Here is a 17,691-nt window from a genome sequence, read left to right on the forward strand (position 1 = left end):
CTGAAGGTATGGCCGTAAGGCTGCCTTTGGTTGCCGGCCCCAGTGAACTCGCCTGTAAGGGTGGGGTGGTGGGTGGCTGGTCGTTGTTTGAGAACTGCACAGTGGACGCGAGCATCTGTGGCCAAGTTTTTAAGGGCGCACGGTGGATGCCTTGGCACCAGGAACCGATGAAGGACGTGGGAGGCCACGATAGTCCCCGGGGAGCTGTCAACCAAGCTTTGATCCGGGGGTTTCCGAATGGGGAAACCCGGCAGTCGTCATGGGCTGTCACCCGCTGCTGAACACATAGGCAGTGTGGAGGGAACGAGGGGAAGTGAAACATCTCAGTACCCTCAGGAAGAGAAAACAACCGTGATTCCGGGAGTAGTGGCGAGCGAAACTGGATGAGGCCAAACCGTATGCGTGTGATACCCGGCAGGGGTTGCGCATGCGGGGTTGTGGGATCTCTTTTTCATAGTCTGCCGGCTGTGAGACGAGTCAGAAACCGTTGATGTAGGCGAAGGACATGCGAAAGGTCCGGCGTAGAGGGTAAGACCCCCGTAGCTGAAACATTGACGGCTCGTTTGAGAGACACCCAAGTAGCACGGGGCCCGAGAAATCCCGTGTGAATCTGGCGGGACCACCCGCTAAGCCTAAATATTCCCTGGTGACCGATAGCGGATAGTACCGTGAGGGAATGGTGAAAAGTACCGCGGGAGCGGAGTGAAATAGTACCTGAAACCGTGTGCCTACAAGCCGTGGGAGCGTCGCTGGCAGCACTTGTGTTGTCAGTCGTGACTGCGTGCCTTTTGAAGAATGAGCCTGCGAGTTAGCGGTGTGTAGCGAGGTTAACCCGTGTGGGGAAGCCGTAGCGAAAGCGAGTCCGAATAGGGCGTTTGAGTTGCACGCTCTAGACCCGAAGCGGAGTGATCTAGCCATGGGCAGGTTGAAGCGGAGGTAAGACTTCGTGGAGGACCGAACCCACCAGGGTTGAAAACCTGGGGGATGACCTGTGGTTAGGGGTGAAAGGCCAATCAAACTCCGTGATAGCTGGTTCTCCCCGAAATGCATTTAGGTGCAGCGTCGTGTGTTTCTTGCCGGAGGTAGAGCACTGGATAGGCGATGGGCCCTACCGGGTTACTGACCTTAGCCAAACTCCGAATGCCGGTAAGTGAGAGCGCGGCAGTGAGACTGTGGGGGATAAGCTCCATGGTCGAGAGGGAAACAGCCCAGAGCATCGACTAAGGCCCCTAAGCGTACGCTAAGTGGGAAAGGATGTGGAGTCGCAGAGACAACCAGGAGGTTGGCTTAGAAGCAGCCATCCTTGAAAGAGTGCGTAATAGCTCACTGGTCAAGTGATTCCGCGCCGACAATGTAGCGGGGCTCAAGCGTACCGCCGAAGTCGTGTCATTCCAGCACATACCTCTAACGGGGGCTGGGATGGGTAGGGGAGCGTCGTGTGCCGGGTGAAGCAGCCGTGGAAGCGAGTTGTGGACGGTTCACGAGTGAGAATGCAGGCATGAGTAGCGATACACACGTGAGAAACGTGTGCGCCGATTGACTAAGGGTTCCTGGGTCAAGCTGATCTGCCCAGGGTAAGTCGGGACCTAAGGCGAGGCCGACAGGCGTAGTCGATGGACAACCGGTTGATATTCCGGTACCCGCTTTGAAACGCCCAGTACTGAATCAGGCGATGCTAAGTCCGTGAAGCCGGCCTGATCTCTTCGGAGTTGAGGGTAGTGGTGGAGCCGATGAACCAGACTTGTAGTAGGTAAGCGATGGGGTGACGCAGGAAGGTAGTCCAGCCCGGGCGGTGGTTGTCCCGGGGTAAGGGTGTAGGACGCACGGTAGGTAAATCCGTCGTGCATATAGTCTGAGACCTGATGCCGAGCCGATTGTGGTGAAGTGGATGATCCTATGCTGTCGAGAAAAGCCTCTAGCGAGTTTCATGGCGGCCCGTACCCTAAACCGACTCAGGTAGTCAGGTAGAGAATACCGAGGCGTTCGGGTGAACTATGGTTAAGGAACTCGGCAAAATGCCCCCGTAACTTCGGGAGAAGGGGGGCCATTTCTGGTGATCCGATTTACTCGGTGAGCTGGGGGTGGCCGCAGAGACCAGCGAGAAGCGACTGTTTACTAAAAACACAGGTCCGTGCGAAGCCGTAAGGCGATGTATACGGACTGACGCCTGCCCGGTGCTGGAACGTTAAGGGGACCGGTTAGTGCACTTTCGGGTGTGCGAAGCTGAGAACTTAAGCGCCAGTAAACGGCGGTGGTAACTATAACCATCCTAAGGTAGCGAAATTCCTTGTCGGGTAAGTTCCGACCTGCACGAATGGCGTAACGACTTCTCGACTGTCTCAACCATAGGCCCGGTGAAATTGCACTACGAGTAAAGATGCTCGTTTCGCGCAGCAGGACGGAAAGACCCCGGGACCTTTACTATAGTTTGATATTGGTGTTCGGTTCGGCTTGTGTAGGATAGGTGGGAGACTTTGAAGCGGCCACGCCAGTGGTTGTGGAGTCGTCGTTGAAATACCACTCTGGTCGTGCTGGATGTCTAACCTGGGTCCGTGATCCGGATCAGGGACAGTGTCTGATGGGTAGTTTAACTGGGGCGGTTGCCTCCTAAAGAGTAACGGAGGCGCCCAAAGGTTCCCTCAGCCTGGTTGGCAATCAGGTGTTGAGTGTAAGTGCACAAGGGAGCTTGACTGTGAGACCGACGGGTCGAGCAGGGACGAAAGTCGGGACTAGTGATCCGGCAGTGGCTTGTGGAAGCGCTGTCGCTCAACGGATAAAAGGTACCCCGGGGATAACAGGCTGATCTTCCCCAAGAGTCCATATCGACGGGATGGTTTGGCACCTCGATGTCGGCTCGTCGCATCCTGGGGCTGGAGTCGGTCCCAAGGGTTGGGCTGTTCGCCCATTAAAGCGGTACGCGAGCTGGGTTTAGAACGTCGTGAGACAGTTCGGTCCCTATCCGCTGTGCGCGTAGGAATATTGAGAAGGGCTGTCCCTAGTACGAGAGGACCGGGACGGACGAACCTCTGGTGTGCCAGTTGTTCTGCCAAGGGCATGGCTGGTTGGCTACGTTCGGAAAGGATAACCGCTGAAAGCATCTAAGCGGGAAGCCTGCTTCGAGATGAGTATTCCCACCCTCTTGAAGGGTTAAGGCTCCCAGTAGACGACTGGGTTGATAGGCCAGATGTGGAAGCCCGGTAACGGGTGGAGCTGACTGGTACTAATAGGCCGAGGGCTTGTCCTCAGTTGCTCGCGTCCACTGTGTTGGTTCTGAAATAACGAACGGCCGTGTTTTTGTCCGGTGTTGGTTAATTTCATAGTGTTTCGGTGGTCATTGCGTTAGGGAAACGCCCGGTTACATTCCGAACCCGGAAGCTAAGCCTTTCAGCGCCGATGGTACTGCAGGGGGGACCCTGTGGGAGAGTAGGACGCCGCCGAACTATTATTCCGGGAAAGCCCCGTGCCCTTGTGGCACGGGGCTTTTCTGCGTTCCGTGGGCCCTTCCTCCACCCCTGTGCACCGGTGCTCGGGGGCTGAGGGTAGGGTCAGGGGGCATCATTGGCACGTTCTTCACAGGAGGCCCCCGGGTGGAGGTCCAGGAGACTCGAGTTCAGACGGACCGAGTACTCACCATCCCCAACATCCTCAGCATGGCTCGCCTCGTCGGCGTACCGCTCTTCCTGTGGCTGATTCTCCGCCCCGTGTTCGGCGGGTCCAACAGCGACGGCTGGGCCCTGCTGGTTCTGATGCTGAGCGGTGTCAGTGACTACCTCGACGGCAAGCTCGCCCGCCGGTGGAATCAGATCAGCAGCCTCGGCCGGCTTCTGGACCCGGCTGCCGACCGCCTCTACATTCTTTCGACCCTCGTCGGGCTCACCTGGCGAGAGATCCTGCCACTCTGGCTGACAGCGGCCCTCCTCGCCCGTGAGCTGATGCTCCTCGTGATGGTAGGAATCCTCCGGAGGCACGGCTATCCGCCGCCCCAGGTGAACTTCCTAGGAAAAGCTGCAACATTCAACCTGATGTACGCCTTCCCCTTGTTGCTGCTCAGTGACGGAAGTGGTTGGCTTGCTTCGCTGGGCACCATTTTCGGATGGGCGTTCGCTGGGTGGGGTACAACCCTCTACTGGTGGGCAGGGATCCTCTACGTGGTCCAGGTCCGCCGTCTCGTCAAGGCGGATCAAGTAGCCGATTAGCTCGTTGATGTGGGGCCGCGCAGAGTCGCCGGCCCGCACCGGATGTGCTGTGGTGGTGCCCCGACGGGTGAAGTCGGCTCGACCGTCGTCTCTTCAAGGAGGACGTTTCCGACATGAAGGCCGTCGTGATGGCAGGCGGTGAAGGCACCCGCCTTCGCCCCATGACCTCGAGCATGCCCAAGCCGCTTCTTCCCGTGGCCAATCGGCCGATCATGGAGCATGTGCTGCGGCTGCTCAAAAGGCATGGGCTCAACGAGACAGTCGTTACCGTCCAGTTCCTCGCCTCTCTCGTCAAGAATTACTTCGGCGACGGCGAAGAGCTCGGGATGGAGCTCAGCTATGCCAACGAGGAGAAGCCACTCGGTACCGCGGGAAGCGTCAAGAACGCCGAGGAAGCCCTGAAGGACGACACCTTCCTGGTGATTTCCGGTGACGCCCTCACCGACTTCGACCTCACCGATCTCATCGCATTCCACAAGGAGAAGGGCGCACTCGTCACGGTGTGCCTCACCCGGGTCCCGAATCCACTCGAATTCGGCATCACGATCGTGGACGAAGAGGGAAAGGTGGAGCGCTTCCTGGAGAAGCCGACGTGGGGCCAGGTCTTCTCGGACACGGTGAACACGGGCATCTACGTCATGGAGCCCGAGGTCTTCGACTACGTCCAGGCCGACACCTCCGTGGACTGGTCCGGCGATGTGTTCCCGCAGCTCATGAAGGAAGGCAAGCTGATCTGCGGCTACATCGCGGAGGGCTACTGGGAGGACGTCGGCACGCACGAGAGCTATGTGAAGGCCCAGGCCGACGTGCTGGAACGCAAGGTCGACGTGGAGCTGGACGGCTTCGAGATCTCGCCCGGGGTGTGGGTCGCGGAAGGGGCGGACGTCCATCCCGACGCGGTACTGCGGGGGCCGCTGTACATCGGTGACTATGCCAAGATCGAAGCCGGTGCCGAGATCCGCGAACACACCGTCGTGGGCTCCAACGTCGTCGTGAAAACGGGCGCATTTCTGCACCGCGCGGTGGTCCACGACAACGTGTACATCGGGCAGCACAGCAATCTGCGCGGCTGCGTGATCGGCAAGAACACCGACATCATGCGTGCCTCGCGTATCGAGGACGGCGCCGTGATCGGCGACGAATGCCTTGTCGGCGAAGAGTCGATCATCCAGGGCAATGTCCGCGTCTACCCGTTCAAGACCATCGAGGCCGGTGCCTTCGTCAACACCTCGGTGATCTGGGAGTCGCGCGGGCAGGCGCATCTCTTCGGTGCCCGCGGTGTCACGGGCATCCTGAACGTCGAGATCACCCCGGAGCTCGCCGTCCGGCTCGCCGGCGCGTACGCGACGACCCTGAAGAAGGGCGCGACCGTCACGACCGCGCGTGACCACTCCCGTGGTGCGCGTGCGCTGAAGAGAGCGGTCATCTCGGCCCTCCAGGCCAGCGCCATCGACGTCCGCGACCTGGAGAACGTCCCGCTGCCCGTCGCCCGGCAGCAGACCGCGCGGGGCAGCGCAGGCGGCATCATGATCCGCACGTCCCCGGGGGTGCCGGACTCGGTCGACATCATGTTCTTCGACGAGCGGGGATCCGATCTCTCCCAGGCACGTCAGAAGAAGCTGGACCGCGTCTACGCCCGGCAGGAATTCCGCCGGGCCTTCCCCGGCGAGATCGGTGACCTGCACTTCCCGTCGAGCGTCTTCGACTCCTACACCGGGTCCCTGCTCCGGAACGTCGACACCGGAGGCATCGCCGACGCGGGCCTCAAGGTGGTCGTGGACGCGTCCAACGGCAGTGCGGGGCTTGTTCTGCCGAGCCTGCTCGGACGCCTCGGTGTGGACGCGCTGACGATCAATCCGGGGCTCGACGAGTCCCGTCCCACCGAGTCCGCCGAGTCCCGACGGGCCGGTCTTGTGCGGCTTGGAGAGATCGTGTCGTCCGCGCGGGCCGCCTTCGGTGTGCGGTTCGACCCCGTGGGTGAGCGGCTGTCCCTCGTGGACGAGCGGGGCCGCATCATCGAGGACGACCGGGCCCTGCTGGTCATGCTCGACCTCGTGGCCGCGGAGCGCAGGAGCGGACGGGTGGCCCTGCCGGTCACGACCACCCGCGTCGCCGAGCAGGTCGCGGCGTACCACGGTACGCAGGTGGAGTGGACGACCACGTCACCCGACGATCTGACCCGGGTGGGCCGTGAGGACACCACCATCTTCGGCGGCGACGGGCGCGGTGGCTTCATCATCCCGGAGTTCAGCAGCGTCTTCGACGGTGCGGCGGCCTTCGTCCGGCTCATCGGGCTCGTGGCCAGGACGCAGCTCACGCTGAGCCAGATCGACGCCCGTATCCCGCGTGCGCATGTCCTGCGCCGGGACCTCGCCACCCCGTGGGCGGTCAAGGGGCTCGTCATGCGCCGCGTCGTGGAGGCCGCGGGGGAGCGCAGCGTGGACACCACCGACGGAGTGCGCGTCGTCGAGACCGACGGCCGCTGGGTGATGGTGCTGCCCGACCGTGCGGAAGCGGTCACGCATCTGTGGGCCGAGGGCCCCGACGACGCCTCGGCCCAGGCGCTCCTCGACGAGTGGGCGGCGGTCGTGGACAGCGCGGGCGACTGAGCGGACGACCGCCGGTCCGGAAGCCGGATGTCATGGCTTCCGGACCGACGGTGGGGCCATTCGGCGGTAGCAGGCATGACGTGCGACGATGTGCGGCATGTCGCAGCCGCCCCCCGATCGGAGCAGCGCCCCGCCGCGTCCTCGCCCCGACGCGTCCATGTCGCTGCTGACCACGGTGATGGAACACAGTCTCGACGAGGGATACGCCGAGGCGTCGGCCCGTCGCAGGTCACAGGGGCGTGACGGCCTGCCGCGCACGCTGAGGGCGAAGCTCGGCCTCGCCGCCGGCCTGGTGCTCGCGGCTCTCGTCGTGACGCTCGGTGCCGCGGAGGCCCGGGTGGCGGCCCCGGTCGTGGCCAAGGAACGCGAAGAGCTCATCGACCGGGTGAACGCCGAGACGGCCACGGCGGACACGCTCGAAGCGGATGTCGAGAAGCTGCGCAAGGACGTCGGTGAGCGGCAGCGCAAGGCACTCCAGAAGCACGGCGGGGACCAGGGCGGTCTGGTGGCGCTGCTGTCCGGGGCCACCGCCGTGGAGGGCCCGGGCATCAAGCTGGTGGTGGACGACGCCGAGGACACCGACCAGGGCGGTGGCGGACCCCGCGAGTCCACCGGTTTCGCCGACACCGGACGTGTACGCGACCGGGACATGCAGCGCGTGGTCAACGGGCTGTGGCAGTCGGGGGCCGAGGCGGTAGCCATCAACGGGCAGCGGCTGACGGCCCTCTCGGCGATCCGGGCGGCCGGCGACGCCATACTGGTCGACAACAGGCCGCTCGTGCCGCCGTACACGGTGCAGGCGGTGGGGGACGGCAAGAAGCTCGCCACCGCCTTCCGGAACAGTGCGGACGGCCAGTATCTTCAGGCGCTGCACGACGGCTTCGAGATCCGCACCAGCCTCTCCGAACAGGAGAAGGTGGTCCTGCCGGCGGCGCCCAGCCTGATCGTACGTACAGCAGAGCCTCAGGCCGCAGACACGGGTAGTGGTGCGGCAGACACAGGGAAGGGCACATCGTGATCGCCGTACTGGGCCTCGTCGTGGGAGTCGTGGTCGGACTGTTGGTCAGGCCCGAAGTTCCGGCGGTGGTCGAGCCCTACCTGCCGATCGCCGTGGTGGCCGCGCTCGACGCCGTCTTCGGTGGTCTGCGGGCCATGCTCGACGGAATCTTCGTGGACAAGGTCTTCGTGGTGTCGTTCCTGTCGAACGTCGTGGTGGCCGCGCTGATCGTCTTCCTCGGGGACAAGCTGGGCGTCGGGGCCCAGCTCTCCACCGGTGTGGTGGTCGTGCTCGGCATCCGGATCTTCTCCAACGCCGCGGCCATCCGCCGGCACGTCTTCCGGGCGTGAGGCCGATGAGCGACGAACAGAGCCCGGACGACGGGCAGCGGCCCGACAAGAACCTGTGGCGCGGCAGGAACCACGCGGGGGCGCTCCCGCCCGAGACGCCCGCGTCGGCGCCCGACCCCGAGCAGTCCCGGCCCGCCGCCCCTCCCGAGGGGACCTCGGGCCGTCAGCGGCTGCGTGCCGGCCTCTGGCCGCCGAGGGTGAGCAGGGCCCAACTGATCGTGGCGCTCCTGTTGTTCGTCCTCGGTCTCGGCCTGGCCATCCAGGTGAGGTCGAACAGCGACAACAGCGCGCTGCGTGGAGCCCGCCAGGAGGACCTGGTGCGCATCCTCGACGAGCTGGACAACCGCACCCAGCGCCTGGAGGACGAGAAGCAGCGCCTCGACGACCAGCGCACGGAGCTGGAGAACAGCTCGGACCAGGCGGAGGAGGCTCGTAAGCAGACGCTCGAGAAGGAGCGGCAGCTCGGGATCCTGGCGGGCACCGTCGCCGCGCACGGCCCAGGCATCACCCTGACCATCAGTGACCCGTCCGGTTCGGTGGAGCCAGACAAGCTCCTGGACACCATCCAGGAGCTGCGCGCGGCGGGCGCCGAGGCCATCGAGATCGATGGTGTGCGGGTGGTGGCCGACACCTATTTCTCCGGTGATGCCGGAGACCTGAGGGTCGACGGGCGGAAGATCGAGGCTCCCTACGAGTTCAAGGTCATCGGCAAGCCGCAGGACCTGGAGCCGGCGCTGAACATCCCTGGTGGTGTGGTGCAGACGCTCGAGAAGGAGCAGGCCACGGCGGAGGTGGCGCGTGCCGACGACATCGTCGTGGACGCCCTGCGGCCGGCGAAGCAGCCTGATCACGCTCGGTCGTCGTCCCGGTGAGGCGGTGCCGCGCCGTGTCGGAAGGACACGGGCACCGGGTTGCGGGGGGTCGGCGCAACGGATCGGTGACGTGTGGTGGAAACTGTCGGGTGGATACGGACGTTGTGAGAATGTCCGGGTCGGCAGGTGTGTTCATTCAGGGTTCGTCCTGCCCCACGGGCGGGTCTATTTCGGTCAAGGGGAAACGCCCGTGAAGTTGTTTGCGAAGTTGTTCGGAAAGAGCGCCCGCGAGGACAGCAACAGCGCTGCCCGCCACCGCGCTCCGCGTCAGAGTGCCGAGGAGCAGGGCTCGGAGCGCCCTCTCTTCCGTGACGAGGTCCAGGGCGCCGGCTCCGGCGCGTCGTCCGTTGACCCCGGAGGTGCAGGGCGCATAGGTTCTGGGGAACCATCGACCTCAAGTACGGGTGGAGGGTTCGCCCCCGCTCCGGAGGGCTCGTCCATGCCGGTTTGTACGAGGTGCGGGCATCGCAATGCCGAGACCAGCCGTTTCTGTTCCAACTGCGGTGCGCCGCTGAGGGGCGGCGTGCCCGAGCGTGCCTCCGAGACGACCTCGACCATCTCGATCTCCGGTATCGAGGCGTACGAGGCCGAGGCGACGGGCCAGACGGCCGTCCCCTCGCTCTCCCCGGAGGCCCAGGCCGCGGTCGACGCCCTGCCTGGAGGTTCCGCGCTGCTCGTGGTGCGTCGCGGGCCGAACTCCGGCAGCCGCTTCCTGCTGGACGGTGACCTGACGACGGCAGGCCGCCACCCGCAGAGCGACATCTTCCTCGACGATGTGACCGTGTCGCGGCGCCATGTGGAGTTCCACAGGGGTGCGGACGGTAGTTTCACCGTGGGCGACGTCGGCAGCCTCAACGGCACCTACGTCAACCGCGAGCGGATCGATTCCGTCGCGCTGACCAACGGCGACGAAGTCCAGATCGGTAAGTACCGGCTGGTCTTCTACGCGAGCCAGCGGGGCGTGTGACCCTTCCCCGGACGCTGTCCGGGGGGACCCCCAGGAAGGTCCATGCTGCGAACACCGACAGGCGGTGCCGGTCACGGCACCGCCGCCGCGGGCAAGCGCGCCATGAGCATCGGCACGGTGCTCACGCAGCTGCGCGACGAATTTCCCGAAGTCACGATCTCCAAGATCCGGTTCCTGGAGACGGAAGGGCTCATCGAGCCCCAGCGCACACCGTCGGGCTATCGGAAGTTCGGCCCTGCCGACGTCGAGCGGCTGGCGCAGGTGCTGCGTATGCAGCGGGACCATTACCTGCCGCTCAAGGTCATCCGTGAGCATCTGGAGGCCGTGGCACGGGGCGAGCAGGCAGCCCTGCCGACCGGTGGTGGCGGCCGGAGTGATCCCACGGGTCCTCCGGGGGACCAGGACCCGGCGCAGGCCACTGCCGGCCGTATCGGACGTGCCGAGCTGCTGGCCGCCACCGGTGCCACCGATGAGCAGCTCGCCGAGTGGGAGTCGTACGGGCTGATCGTGCCGGCCACCGGCGGGAGCTACGACGCCGAGGCGGTGACCGTGGCGCGGCTGGTGGCGGATCTGGGTAGATTCGGTCTCGAACCTAGGCATCTGCGGGCCGTCAAGGCGGCCGCCGAGCGTGAGGCGGGGCTGGTCGAGCAGGTGGTGGCTCCCCTGCGCCGGCACCGGAATCCGCAGACCAGAGCCCATGCGGAGGCCACGGCGAAGGAGCTCGCCGAGCTTTCCGTCCGGCTCCACGCCGCGCTCGTGCAGAGCGCCCTGAAGGCAAGCTTCCTCTGAGGGCGGAGGAGCCCGACTATCCAAACATGGCGGGCACGTCCTAGGGTTGCTGTGTGAACGAGCTCGACGTTGTGGGTGTCCGGGTGGAAATGCCCTCCAACCAACCGATCGTGCTCCTGCGTGAAGTGGGAGGCGACCGGTACCTCCCTATTTGGATCGGCCCTGGGGAAGCGACCGCGATCGCCTTCGCCCAGCAGGGCATGGCTCCGGCCAGGCCGCTGACCCATGATCTCTTCAAGGATGTGCTCGAGGCCGTGGGCCAGGAGCTCACCGAGGTCCGCATCACGGACCTGAGGGAAGGGGTCTTCTACGCGGAGCTGGTCTTTGCCAGCGGGGTCGAGGTGAGCGCGCGTCCCTCCGACGCCATAGCGCTCGCCCTGCGCACCGGCACGCCGATCTACGGCAGTGACGGGGTGCTCGACGACGCGGGTATCGCGATCCCGGACGAGCAGGAGGACGAGGTGGAGAAGTTCCGCGAGTTTCTCGACCAGATCTCGCCGGAGGACTTCGGCACCAACAGTCAGTGACCCCGTCCGCGGTGGTGGTGCCAGCGCATCCGACAAGCCGTTCCCGGTAATCAGTCACGGGAAACCACTCTCAGGGTGATTATCACTCGGCGTGCCGAGTGTGGCGATCGTTGACGCACCCCTGGTGACTGCCTACCTTCGAGGTGGCAGGTCAAGGACGGAGGTCGGCGTGAGAAGCAGCGGCGACGGTACGGCTGTGGGTGGGCCGTACCGGCAGCACGGCAGTGCGGCCGACCACTCCATCAGACAGCCGGTTCAGCCGGCAGTGGTGGCAGCGGACGGTGTGGCAGTGGCAGGGGACATCGGCTACCGGGGGCCGACAGCGTGCGCGGCGGCCGGGATCACCTACCGACAGCTCGACTACTGGGCGCGTACGGGGCTCGTCGAGCCGAGCGTACGTCCGGCGTACGGGTCGGGGACACAGCGTCTCTACAGTTTCCGGGACGTGGTGCTCCTCAAGATCGTCAAGAGGTTCCTGGACACGGGTGTGGCTCTGCAGAACATCAGGACCACCGTTCAGCACCTGAGGGCACGCGGATTCACGGATCTTGAGCGGATGACCCTGATGAGTGACGGGGCGACGGTCTACGAGTGTTCATCGCCCGACGAGGTCGTGAATCTGCTCCAGGGCGGCCAGGGCGTCTTCGGTATCGCGGTCGGTGTGGTCTGGCGTGACGTCGACGCGGCGCTGTCCCAGCTCCACGGGGAGCGTGTCGACACGGGGGAGACCCTGATCGGCCACAACCCGGCCGACGAACTGGCACGGCGCCGCAATCGCGCGGGCTGAGTCACCGGGGCGGTACGGCGCGACGCGCGCGCGAGGTGGGGCGGTTGTCAGTGGCGTAGGGCAGCATCGGTCCATGTGAGAGCCGCGCCCACCATCCTGCATCTGGACATGGATGCCTTCTACGCCTCTGCGGAGCAGGCGGCGAAGCCGAGCCTGCGCGGAAAGCCGGTCGTGGTGGGCGGCCTGGGGACGCGGGGCGTGGTCGCCACCGCGTCGTACGAGGCGCGGCGTTTCGGAGTGCACTCGGCGATGCCGATGGCGCAGGCCAGGCGTCTCGCCCCCAACGCGGCCTATCTGGTTCCGCGTTTCGCGCTCTACCGGACGGTGAGCGACCAGGTGATGGAGCTGCTCGGGCGGCTGTCGCCGCTCGTCGAGCCGCTCAGCCTGGACGAGGCCTTCGTCGACCTGGAGGCAGGCGGGGTCGCCGACGACTCGGCGTCCGCGCGTGTGATCGGCGAGCAGCTGCGCACCGTGATCGCGGCGGTCACCGGACTCAGTGCTTCCGTCGGTCTGGCCGGCTCCAAGATGCTGGCCAAGATCGCCTCGGAGGAGGCGAAGCCCGACGGGCTGCTGCTGATCGAGCCGGGGACCGAGCGGGAGCTCCTGGCGCCCATGTCCGTGCGCATCCTGCCGGGCGTCGGGCCCGCCACAGGTGACCATCTGAGGCGTGCGGGGATGACCCTCGTCAGTCACCTGGCGGAGGCGGGTGAGGCGGAGCTCGTGCGGCTGCTGGGCAAGGCGCACGGCGTCGCGCTCCACCGCATGGCCCTGGGCCACGACGACCGTCCCGTCGTCGCCGAGCGGGACGCCAAGTCGGTGTCGGTCGAGGACACCTTCGACGTGGACCTGCACGACCGTGTGCGCGTCAGGTCTGAGGTGGAGCGGCTCGCGGACCGGTGCGTCCAGCGGCTGCGGGGCGCCGGCCGGTCGGGGCGCACCGTCGTCCTCAAGGTCCGCCGCTACGACTTCTCGACGCTCACCAGATCCGAGACGCTGCGCGGCCCCACGGACGACCCCACGGTGGTCAGGGAGGCCGCCGCACGGCTTCTGGAGGCCGTGGACACGACCGGCGGCGTCCGGCTGCTCGGAGTCGGTGTCACGGGCCTGGCGGACTTCACACAGGAGGACCTCTTCGCGCAGGCGGCCGACGCGCGGCACGCCGCCGACGAGTCCGCCGCTGCCGTCGCCCCGGAACCGGACGAGCGGGAGCCGGCGGGGGAGCACGCGGGGGAGGAGTCGGCCGCCGGGGCGGACGCGGGCGGGAGCGGGAGCGAGGAGCCCCTGGCCTCGCGGCGCTGGCCGGCCGGTCACGACGTACGGCACGAGGTGCACGGCCACGGTTGGGTGCAGGGCAGCGGTGTCGGCCGGGTCACCGTGCGCTTCGAGGAACCATGGTCGCCGCCCGGCCGGGTGCGCACGTTCAGGGTCGACGATCCGCAGCTGCGGACGGCCGAACCGCTGCGCCTGGTGCGCGACCCGGTGGACTACTCCTCGTGGCCGGCGAGCTTGCCGAAGTCCCTGTCGGGGCCCGTGCCGTCGGAGGGGGAGGTGTCGAGACCGTAGTGACGGTAGAGCTGGAGTTCCTGCTCGGGGGAGAGATGGCGGCCCACACCGAAGTCGGGCGCGTCCTTGATCAGGGCCCGCTCGAAGGGGATCACGAGCGTCCCGTCGACGAATTCGCTCGGCTCCAGCGGGACGAACGCGTCCCGGCTGAAGAGCCCGGTGCGTACGGCGGCCCACTCGGGGACCCCGGTGGCGTCGTCGAGATAGACCTCGTCCACCGTTCCGATCTTGGCACCTTGCCGGTCGAAGGCCTTGCGGCCGATCAGGCTGCGCGGATCGATGTCCGTCTGCACGGTGCCTCCCACTGGTCATGGCTGCATCAGGTGGTCGCGGCTGCTCCACAGGCACTACGAAAGGACAGATCCGGGCAGTCGGCCACTCGAGACGGCCCGCCCGTACCCCGCTGGTAGGCTGGAAGAGGCTGCTGACCCTGTGCGGGAGAGTCCTCCGGAGCGATCCGGGGGCGCCGAAGGAGCAACTCCTCCCCGGAATCTCTCAGGCCCCCGTACCGCACGGACGAGGTCACTCTGGAAAGCAGGGCGGGACCGTGCGGCACGTGCCGCGCCGGCACCGTCCTCACCGACGGTGAAAGCCGGGATGCCCCAGGGCGTGCCGGTGAAGCTCTCAGGTCGAGATGACAGAGGGGGAGGCCGTTCGGGCAGCCACGCCGTGGCTCCCCCCGCAGGTCGTCACAGACCAGGAGGCCTCCACATGACCCCCCGTCGCACTCCGCTCTCCCAGCTGGAGCAGGGCATTCCGTTCGAGCAGCGCCATATCGGGCCCGATGCCGGGGCCCAGGCGAAGATGCTCGCCCAGGTCGGCTACGGCTCCCTCGACGAGCTCACCGCCGCCGCTGTGCCCGACGTGATCAGGAGTGCCGAGGCGCTGGATCTCCCGCAGGCGCGCACCGAGGCCGAGGTCCTGGCCGAGCTGCGTACCCTCGCCGACCGTAACCAGGTGCTCGCACCGATGATCGGGCTGGGCTACTACGGCACGTTCACCCCGCCGGTCATCCTGCGCAACGTCATGGAGAACCCCGCCTGGTACACGGCCTACACGCCGTACCAGCCGGAGATCTCGCAGGGGCGGCTGGAGGCTCTCCTGAACTTCCAGACCATGGTCGCCGACCTCACCGGTCTGCCGACCTCGGGCGCCTCGCTGCTCGACGAGGGCACGGCCGCGGCCGAGGCCATGGCGCTGGCGCGGCGGGTCGGCAAGGTCAAGGGCGGTGTCTTCCTCGTCGACGCCGACACCCTGCCGCAGACCATCGCGGTCATCGAGACCCGCGCGGAGCCCACCGGTGTCGAGGTCGTCGTCGCCGATCTCACCGATGGCATCCCGGCCGATGTCGCCGAGCGCGGTGTCTTCGGTGTGCTCCTCCAGTACCCCGGAGCCTCCGGTGCCGTACGCGACATCAAGCCCGTCATCGACCAGGCCCACGAACTGGGCGCGATCGTCTCCGTCGCAGCCGACCTGCTGGCCCTGACGCTGCTCACCTCGCCCGGCGAACTGGGCGCGGACGTCGCGGTGGGCACCACCCAGCGCTTCGGTGTCCCGATGGGCTTCGGCGGGCCGCACGCGGGCTTCATGGCCGTGCGCGAGAAGTTCGCCCGCAGCCTGCCCGGCCGACTCGTCGGCGTCTCCGTCGACGCGGACGGCGACAAGGCCTACCGGCTGGCGCTGCAGACCCGCGAGCAGCACATCCGCCGCGAGAAGGCCACCAGCAACATCTGCACCGCCCAGGTGCTGCTCGCCGTCATGGCGGGTATGTACGCCGTGTACCACGGGCCCGACGGGCTGCGGACCATCGCCCGGCGCACCCACAGGTACGCCGCCATCCTGGCCGATGGACTGCGGGCCGCGGGCAGCGAGGTCGTGCACGGCGCGTACTTCGACACCCTCACCGTCCGTGTGCCGGGCACCGCGGCCGATGTGGTCGCCGACGCGCGTGAGCGCGGGGTGAACCTCCGGCTCGTCGACGCCGACCATGTCTCCGTCGCCTGTGACGAGACCACCACCCGCAGCCGGATCGAGGCCGTCTGGGCGGCCTTCGGGGCCGGCGGGGACATCGAGACGATCGACGCCGATGCGGCCGACGCGCTGCCCGACGGGCTCCTGCGCGGCGACGAGATCCTCACCCACCCGGTCTTCCACCAGCACCGCTCCGAGACGGCCATGCTGCGCTACCTGCGCAAGCTCGCCGACCGCGACTACGCGCTGGACCGCGGCATGATCCCGCTCGGCTCCTGCACGATGAAGCTCAACGCGACCGCCGAGATGGAGTCGATCACCTGGCCCGAATTCGGCGCGCTGCACCCGTTCGCGCCGGCCGAGCAGGCCGAGGGCTTCCTCACCCTCATCAGGGAGCTGGAGGAGCGTCTCGCCGAGGTCACCGGTTACGACGCCGTCTCCATCCAGCCGAACGCGGGCTCGCAGGGCGAATTCGCCGGGCTGCTCGCGGTGCGCGCGTACCACCGGGCCAACGGCGACGACCGGCGCACCGTCTGTCTGATCCCGTCATCGGCGCACGGCACCAACGCCGCGAGCGCCGTCATGGCCGGCATGAAGGTCGTCGTGGTGAAGACCGCCGACGACGGCGAGGTCGACATAGAGGACCTCCGGGCCAAGATCGCGGCCCATCGCGACGAGCTCGCCGTCCTCATGATCACCTACCCCTCCACGCACGGAGTCTTCGAGGAGCACGTCGCCGAGATCTGCGGGGAGGTGCACGACGCGGGCGGCCAGGTGTACGTGGACGGTGCCAACCTCAACGCGCTGGTCGGTCTCGCCAAGCCGGGCCACTTCGGCGGCGATGTCTCCCACCTGAACCTGCACAAGACCTTCTGCATCCCGCACGGCGGCGGCGGCCCGGGTGTCGGACCCGTCGGTGTGCGCGCCCACCTGGCGCCGTACCTCCCCAACCACCCGCTCCAGCCCGCCGCTGGTCCGGACACCGGTGTCGGCCCGATCTCGGCAGCCCCGTGGGGCTCGGCCGGCATCCTGCCGATCTCATGGGCCTACGTACGCCTCATGGGGGGCGAGGGCCTGAAGCGTGCGACGCAGGTCGCCGTACTCGCGGCCAACTACATCGCCAAGCGCCTCGAACCGCACTTCCCGGTCCTCTACAACGGCCCGGCCGGTCTGGTCGCGCATGAGTGCATCGTGGACCTGCGACCGGTCTCCAAGGCCACCGGCGTCACCATCGACGACATCGCCAAGCGGCTGATCGACTACGGCTTCCACTCGCCGACCATGTCCTTCCCGGTCGCCGGGACGCTGATGATCGAGCCGACCGAGAGCGAGGACCTCGCCGAGCTCGACCGCTTCTGCGACACGATGATCGCCATCCGCGGCGAGATCGACAAGGTCGCCTCCGGCGAGTGGACCGCGGACGACAACCCCCTGCGCAACGCCCCGCACACGGCCGCGGCGCTCGGTGGCGGGTGGAATCACGCCTACACCCGCGAGGAGGCGGTGTTCCCGGCCGGGGTGACGCCTTCGGACAAGTACTGGCCGCCGGTGCGCCGGATCGACGGCGCGTTCGGTGACCGCAACCTGGTGTGCTCCTGCCCGCCGCTGGACGAGTACGACCAGTAGGCACCGCGGACACGTGTGGGGGCCGGTGCGGAGACTTCTCCGGGCCGGCCCCTCGTGTTTCGGTTCGCCTTGCTGTCCGTGGTGCCTGCCCCGGTGCTGTTCCCCCGGTGCTGTTCCCCCGGTGCTGTCCGCCGTGCTCAGGCGGCTCTCACCACCTGGCCGCTCCTCGGCGAGCGGTGCGGGGCGACGATCTGCCCGTCCGGGAGCAGCTCACCGGTGTCCTCGAAGAGCAGGACGCCGTTGCACAGCAGGCTCCAGCCCTGTTCCGGGTGGTGGGCCATCAGGCGGGCGGCTTCCCGGTCGTTGGAGTCAGCGGTCGGGCAGGGCGGCTGGTGCTGGCACATGGGTGGGTTCTTTCGCTGCGTCGGTTCGCGTGTCCTGCGGTCGGGCGACGCGTCGACGGTCGCCGCCCTGTCAGGTCGGTCCGGTCCCAGTGT

13 protein-coding genes, 2 rRNA genes and 1 riboswitch are annotated in these 17,691 nt (G+C 66.8%); of the genes, 13 read left to right on the forward strand and 2 right to left on the reverse strand.

Translation table 11 applies throughout. The annotated features are described in order from the left end of the window. Positions 1-119: 119 nt before the first annotated feature. The 12 genes from OG623_RS30660 (at position 120) to OG623_RS30715 (ending at position 13,657) form a co-directional block, all read left to right on the forward strand. Positions 120-3,244, forward strand: a 23S ribosomal RNA gene (locus OG623_RS30660). A gap of 79 nt (positions 3,245-3,323) precedes the next feature. Continuing rightward, positions 3,324-3,440, forward strand: a 5S ribosomal RNA gene (gene rrf, locus OG623_RS30665). A gap of 147 nt (positions 3,441-3,587) precedes the next feature. After that, the gene (locus OG623_RS30670) at positions 3,588-4,196 is read left to right on the forward strand and encodes a CDP-alcohol phosphatidyltransferase family protein (protein ID WP_401516905.1); all 609 of its coding nucleotides are present in this window, start codon (positions 3,588-3,590) and stop codon (positions 4,194-4,196) included. Between the two features lie 113 nt (positions 4,197-4,309). Continuing rightward, on the forward strand, positions 4,310-6,805 hold the full coding sequence (locus OG623_RS30675; protein WP_406150839.1) for a sugar phosphate nucleotidyltransferase: 2,496 nt from the start codon (positions 4,310-4,312) through the stop codon (positions 6,803-6,805). A gap of 97 nt (positions 6,806-6,902) precedes the next feature. Further along, entirely contained in the window at positions 6,903-7,823 is a 921-nt protein-coding gene (locus tag OG623_RS30680) for a DUF881 domain-containing protein (RefSeq protein WP_406150840.1), read from the forward strand. Beyond that, entirely contained in the window at positions 7,820-8,152 is a 333-nt protein-coding gene (locus tag OG623_RS30685; RefSeq protein WP_003970459.1) for a small basic family protein, read from the forward strand. The genes OG623_RS30680 and OG623_RS30685 overlap by 4 nt, the downstream gene beginning before the upstream one ends. Positions 8,153-8,157: 5 nt before the next feature. Then, on the forward strand, positions 8,158-9,024 hold the full coding sequence (locus OG623_RS30690) for a DUF881 domain-containing protein (protein ID WP_406150841.1): 867 nt from the start codon (positions 8,158-8,160) through the stop codon (positions 9,022-9,024). A gap of 190 nt (positions 9,025-9,214) precedes the next feature. After that, the gene (locus OG623_RS30695; RefSeq protein WP_406150842.1) at positions 9,215-9,991 is read left to right on the forward strand and encodes an FHA domain-containing protein; all 777 of its coding nucleotides are present in this window, start codon (positions 9,215-9,217) and stop codon (positions 9,989-9,991) included. Between the two features lie 42 nt (positions 9,992-10,033). Beyond that, positions 10,034-10,780: a MerR family transcriptional regulator gene (locus tag OG623_RS30700; RefSeq protein ID WP_406150843.1), complete on the forward strand. Its 747-nt coding sequence runs from the start codon at positions 10,034-10,036 to the stop codon at positions 10,778-10,780. Positions 10,781-10,833: 53 nt separating this feature from the next. Beyond that, on the forward strand, positions 10,834-11,307 hold the full coding sequence (locus tag OG623_RS30705) for a bifunctional nuclease family protein (protein ID WP_006123076.1): 474 nt from the start codon (positions 10,834-10,836) through the stop codon (positions 11,305-11,307). Positions 11,308-11,476: 169 nt separating this feature from the next. Further along, a complete protein-coding gene (locus OG623_RS30710) occupies positions 11,477-12,094 on the forward strand; it encodes a MerR family transcriptional regulator (protein ID WP_406150844.1) in 618 nt (205 codons plus the stop codon). Between the two features lie 75 nt (positions 12,095-12,169). After that, complete coding sequence (locus OG623_RS30715; RefSeq protein ID WP_406150845.1) at positions 12,170-13,657, forward strand: DNA polymerase IV; 1,488 nt, start codon at positions 12,170-12,172, stop codon at positions 13,655-13,657. On the opposite strand, the gene OG623_RS30720 is transcribed toward OG623_RS30715, so the two are convergent. After that, entirely contained in the window at positions 13,579-13,950 is a 372-nt protein-coding gene (locus OG623_RS30720) for a PRC-barrel domain-containing protein (protein ID WP_406150846.1), read from the reverse strand. The two genes, OG623_RS30715 and OG623_RS30720, sit on opposite strands and share 79 nt — an antisense overlap. A gap of 132 nt (positions 13,951-14,082) precedes the next feature. Then, positions 14,083-14,178, forward strand: a riboswitch (glycine riboswitch). Positions 14,179-14,368: 190 nt separating this feature from the next. On the opposite strand from OG623_RS30720, the gene gcvP reads away from it, so the two are divergent. Next, positions 14,369-17,254 (forward strand): aminomethyl-transferring glycine dehydrogenase, encoded by a 2,886-nt coding sequence (gcvP, locus tag OG623_RS30725; RefSeq protein ID WP_406150847.1) that lies wholly within the window; start codon positions 14,369-14,371, stop codon positions 17,252-17,254. Positions 17,255-17,391: 137 nt separating this feature from the next. Here the strand turns inward: gcvP and OG623_RS30730 are convergent, their stop codons facing one another. Further along, positions 17,392-17,598, reverse strand: coding sequence for a DUF5999 family protein (locus OG623_RS30730; protein ID WP_406150848.1), 207 nt, complete (start codon positions 17,596-17,598; stop codon positions 17,392-17,394). Positions 17,599-17,691: the final 93 nt, after the last annotated feature.

Origin of the sequence: Streptomyces sp. NBC_01012 (assembly GCF_045162755.1) — a bacterium.
Lineage (GTDB): Bacteria > Actinomycetota > Actinomycetes > Streptomycetales > Streptomycetaceae > Streptomyces.

Excerpts from the sequence above, each read along its gene's own strand:
- OG623_RS30680 (WP_406150840.1), top strand. The coding sequence starts at position 6,903 with ATGTCGCAGCCGCCCCCCGATCGGAGCAGCGCCCCGCCGCGTCCTCGC.
- gcvP (WP_406150847.1), top strand. The coding sequence starts at position 14,369 with ATGACCCCCCGTCGCACTCCGCTCTCCCAGCTGGAGCAGGGCATTCCG.
- OG623_RS30700 (WP_406150843.1), top strand. The coding sequence starts at position 10,034 with ATGCTGCGAACACCGACAGGCGGTGCCGGTCACGGCACCGCCGCCGCG.
- OG623_RS30730 (WP_406150848.1), bottom strand. The coding sequence starts at position 17,598 with ATGTGCCAGCACCAGCCGCCCTGCCCGACCGCTGACTCCAACGACCGG.
- OG623_RS30690 (WP_406150841.1), top strand. The coding sequence starts at position 8,158 with ATGAGCGACGAACAGAGCCCGGACGACGGGCAGCGGCCCGACAAGAAC.
- OG623_RS30675 (WP_406150839.1), top strand. The coding sequence starts at position 4,310 with ATGAAGGCCGTCGTGATGGCAGGCGGTGAAGGCACCCGCCTTCGCCCC.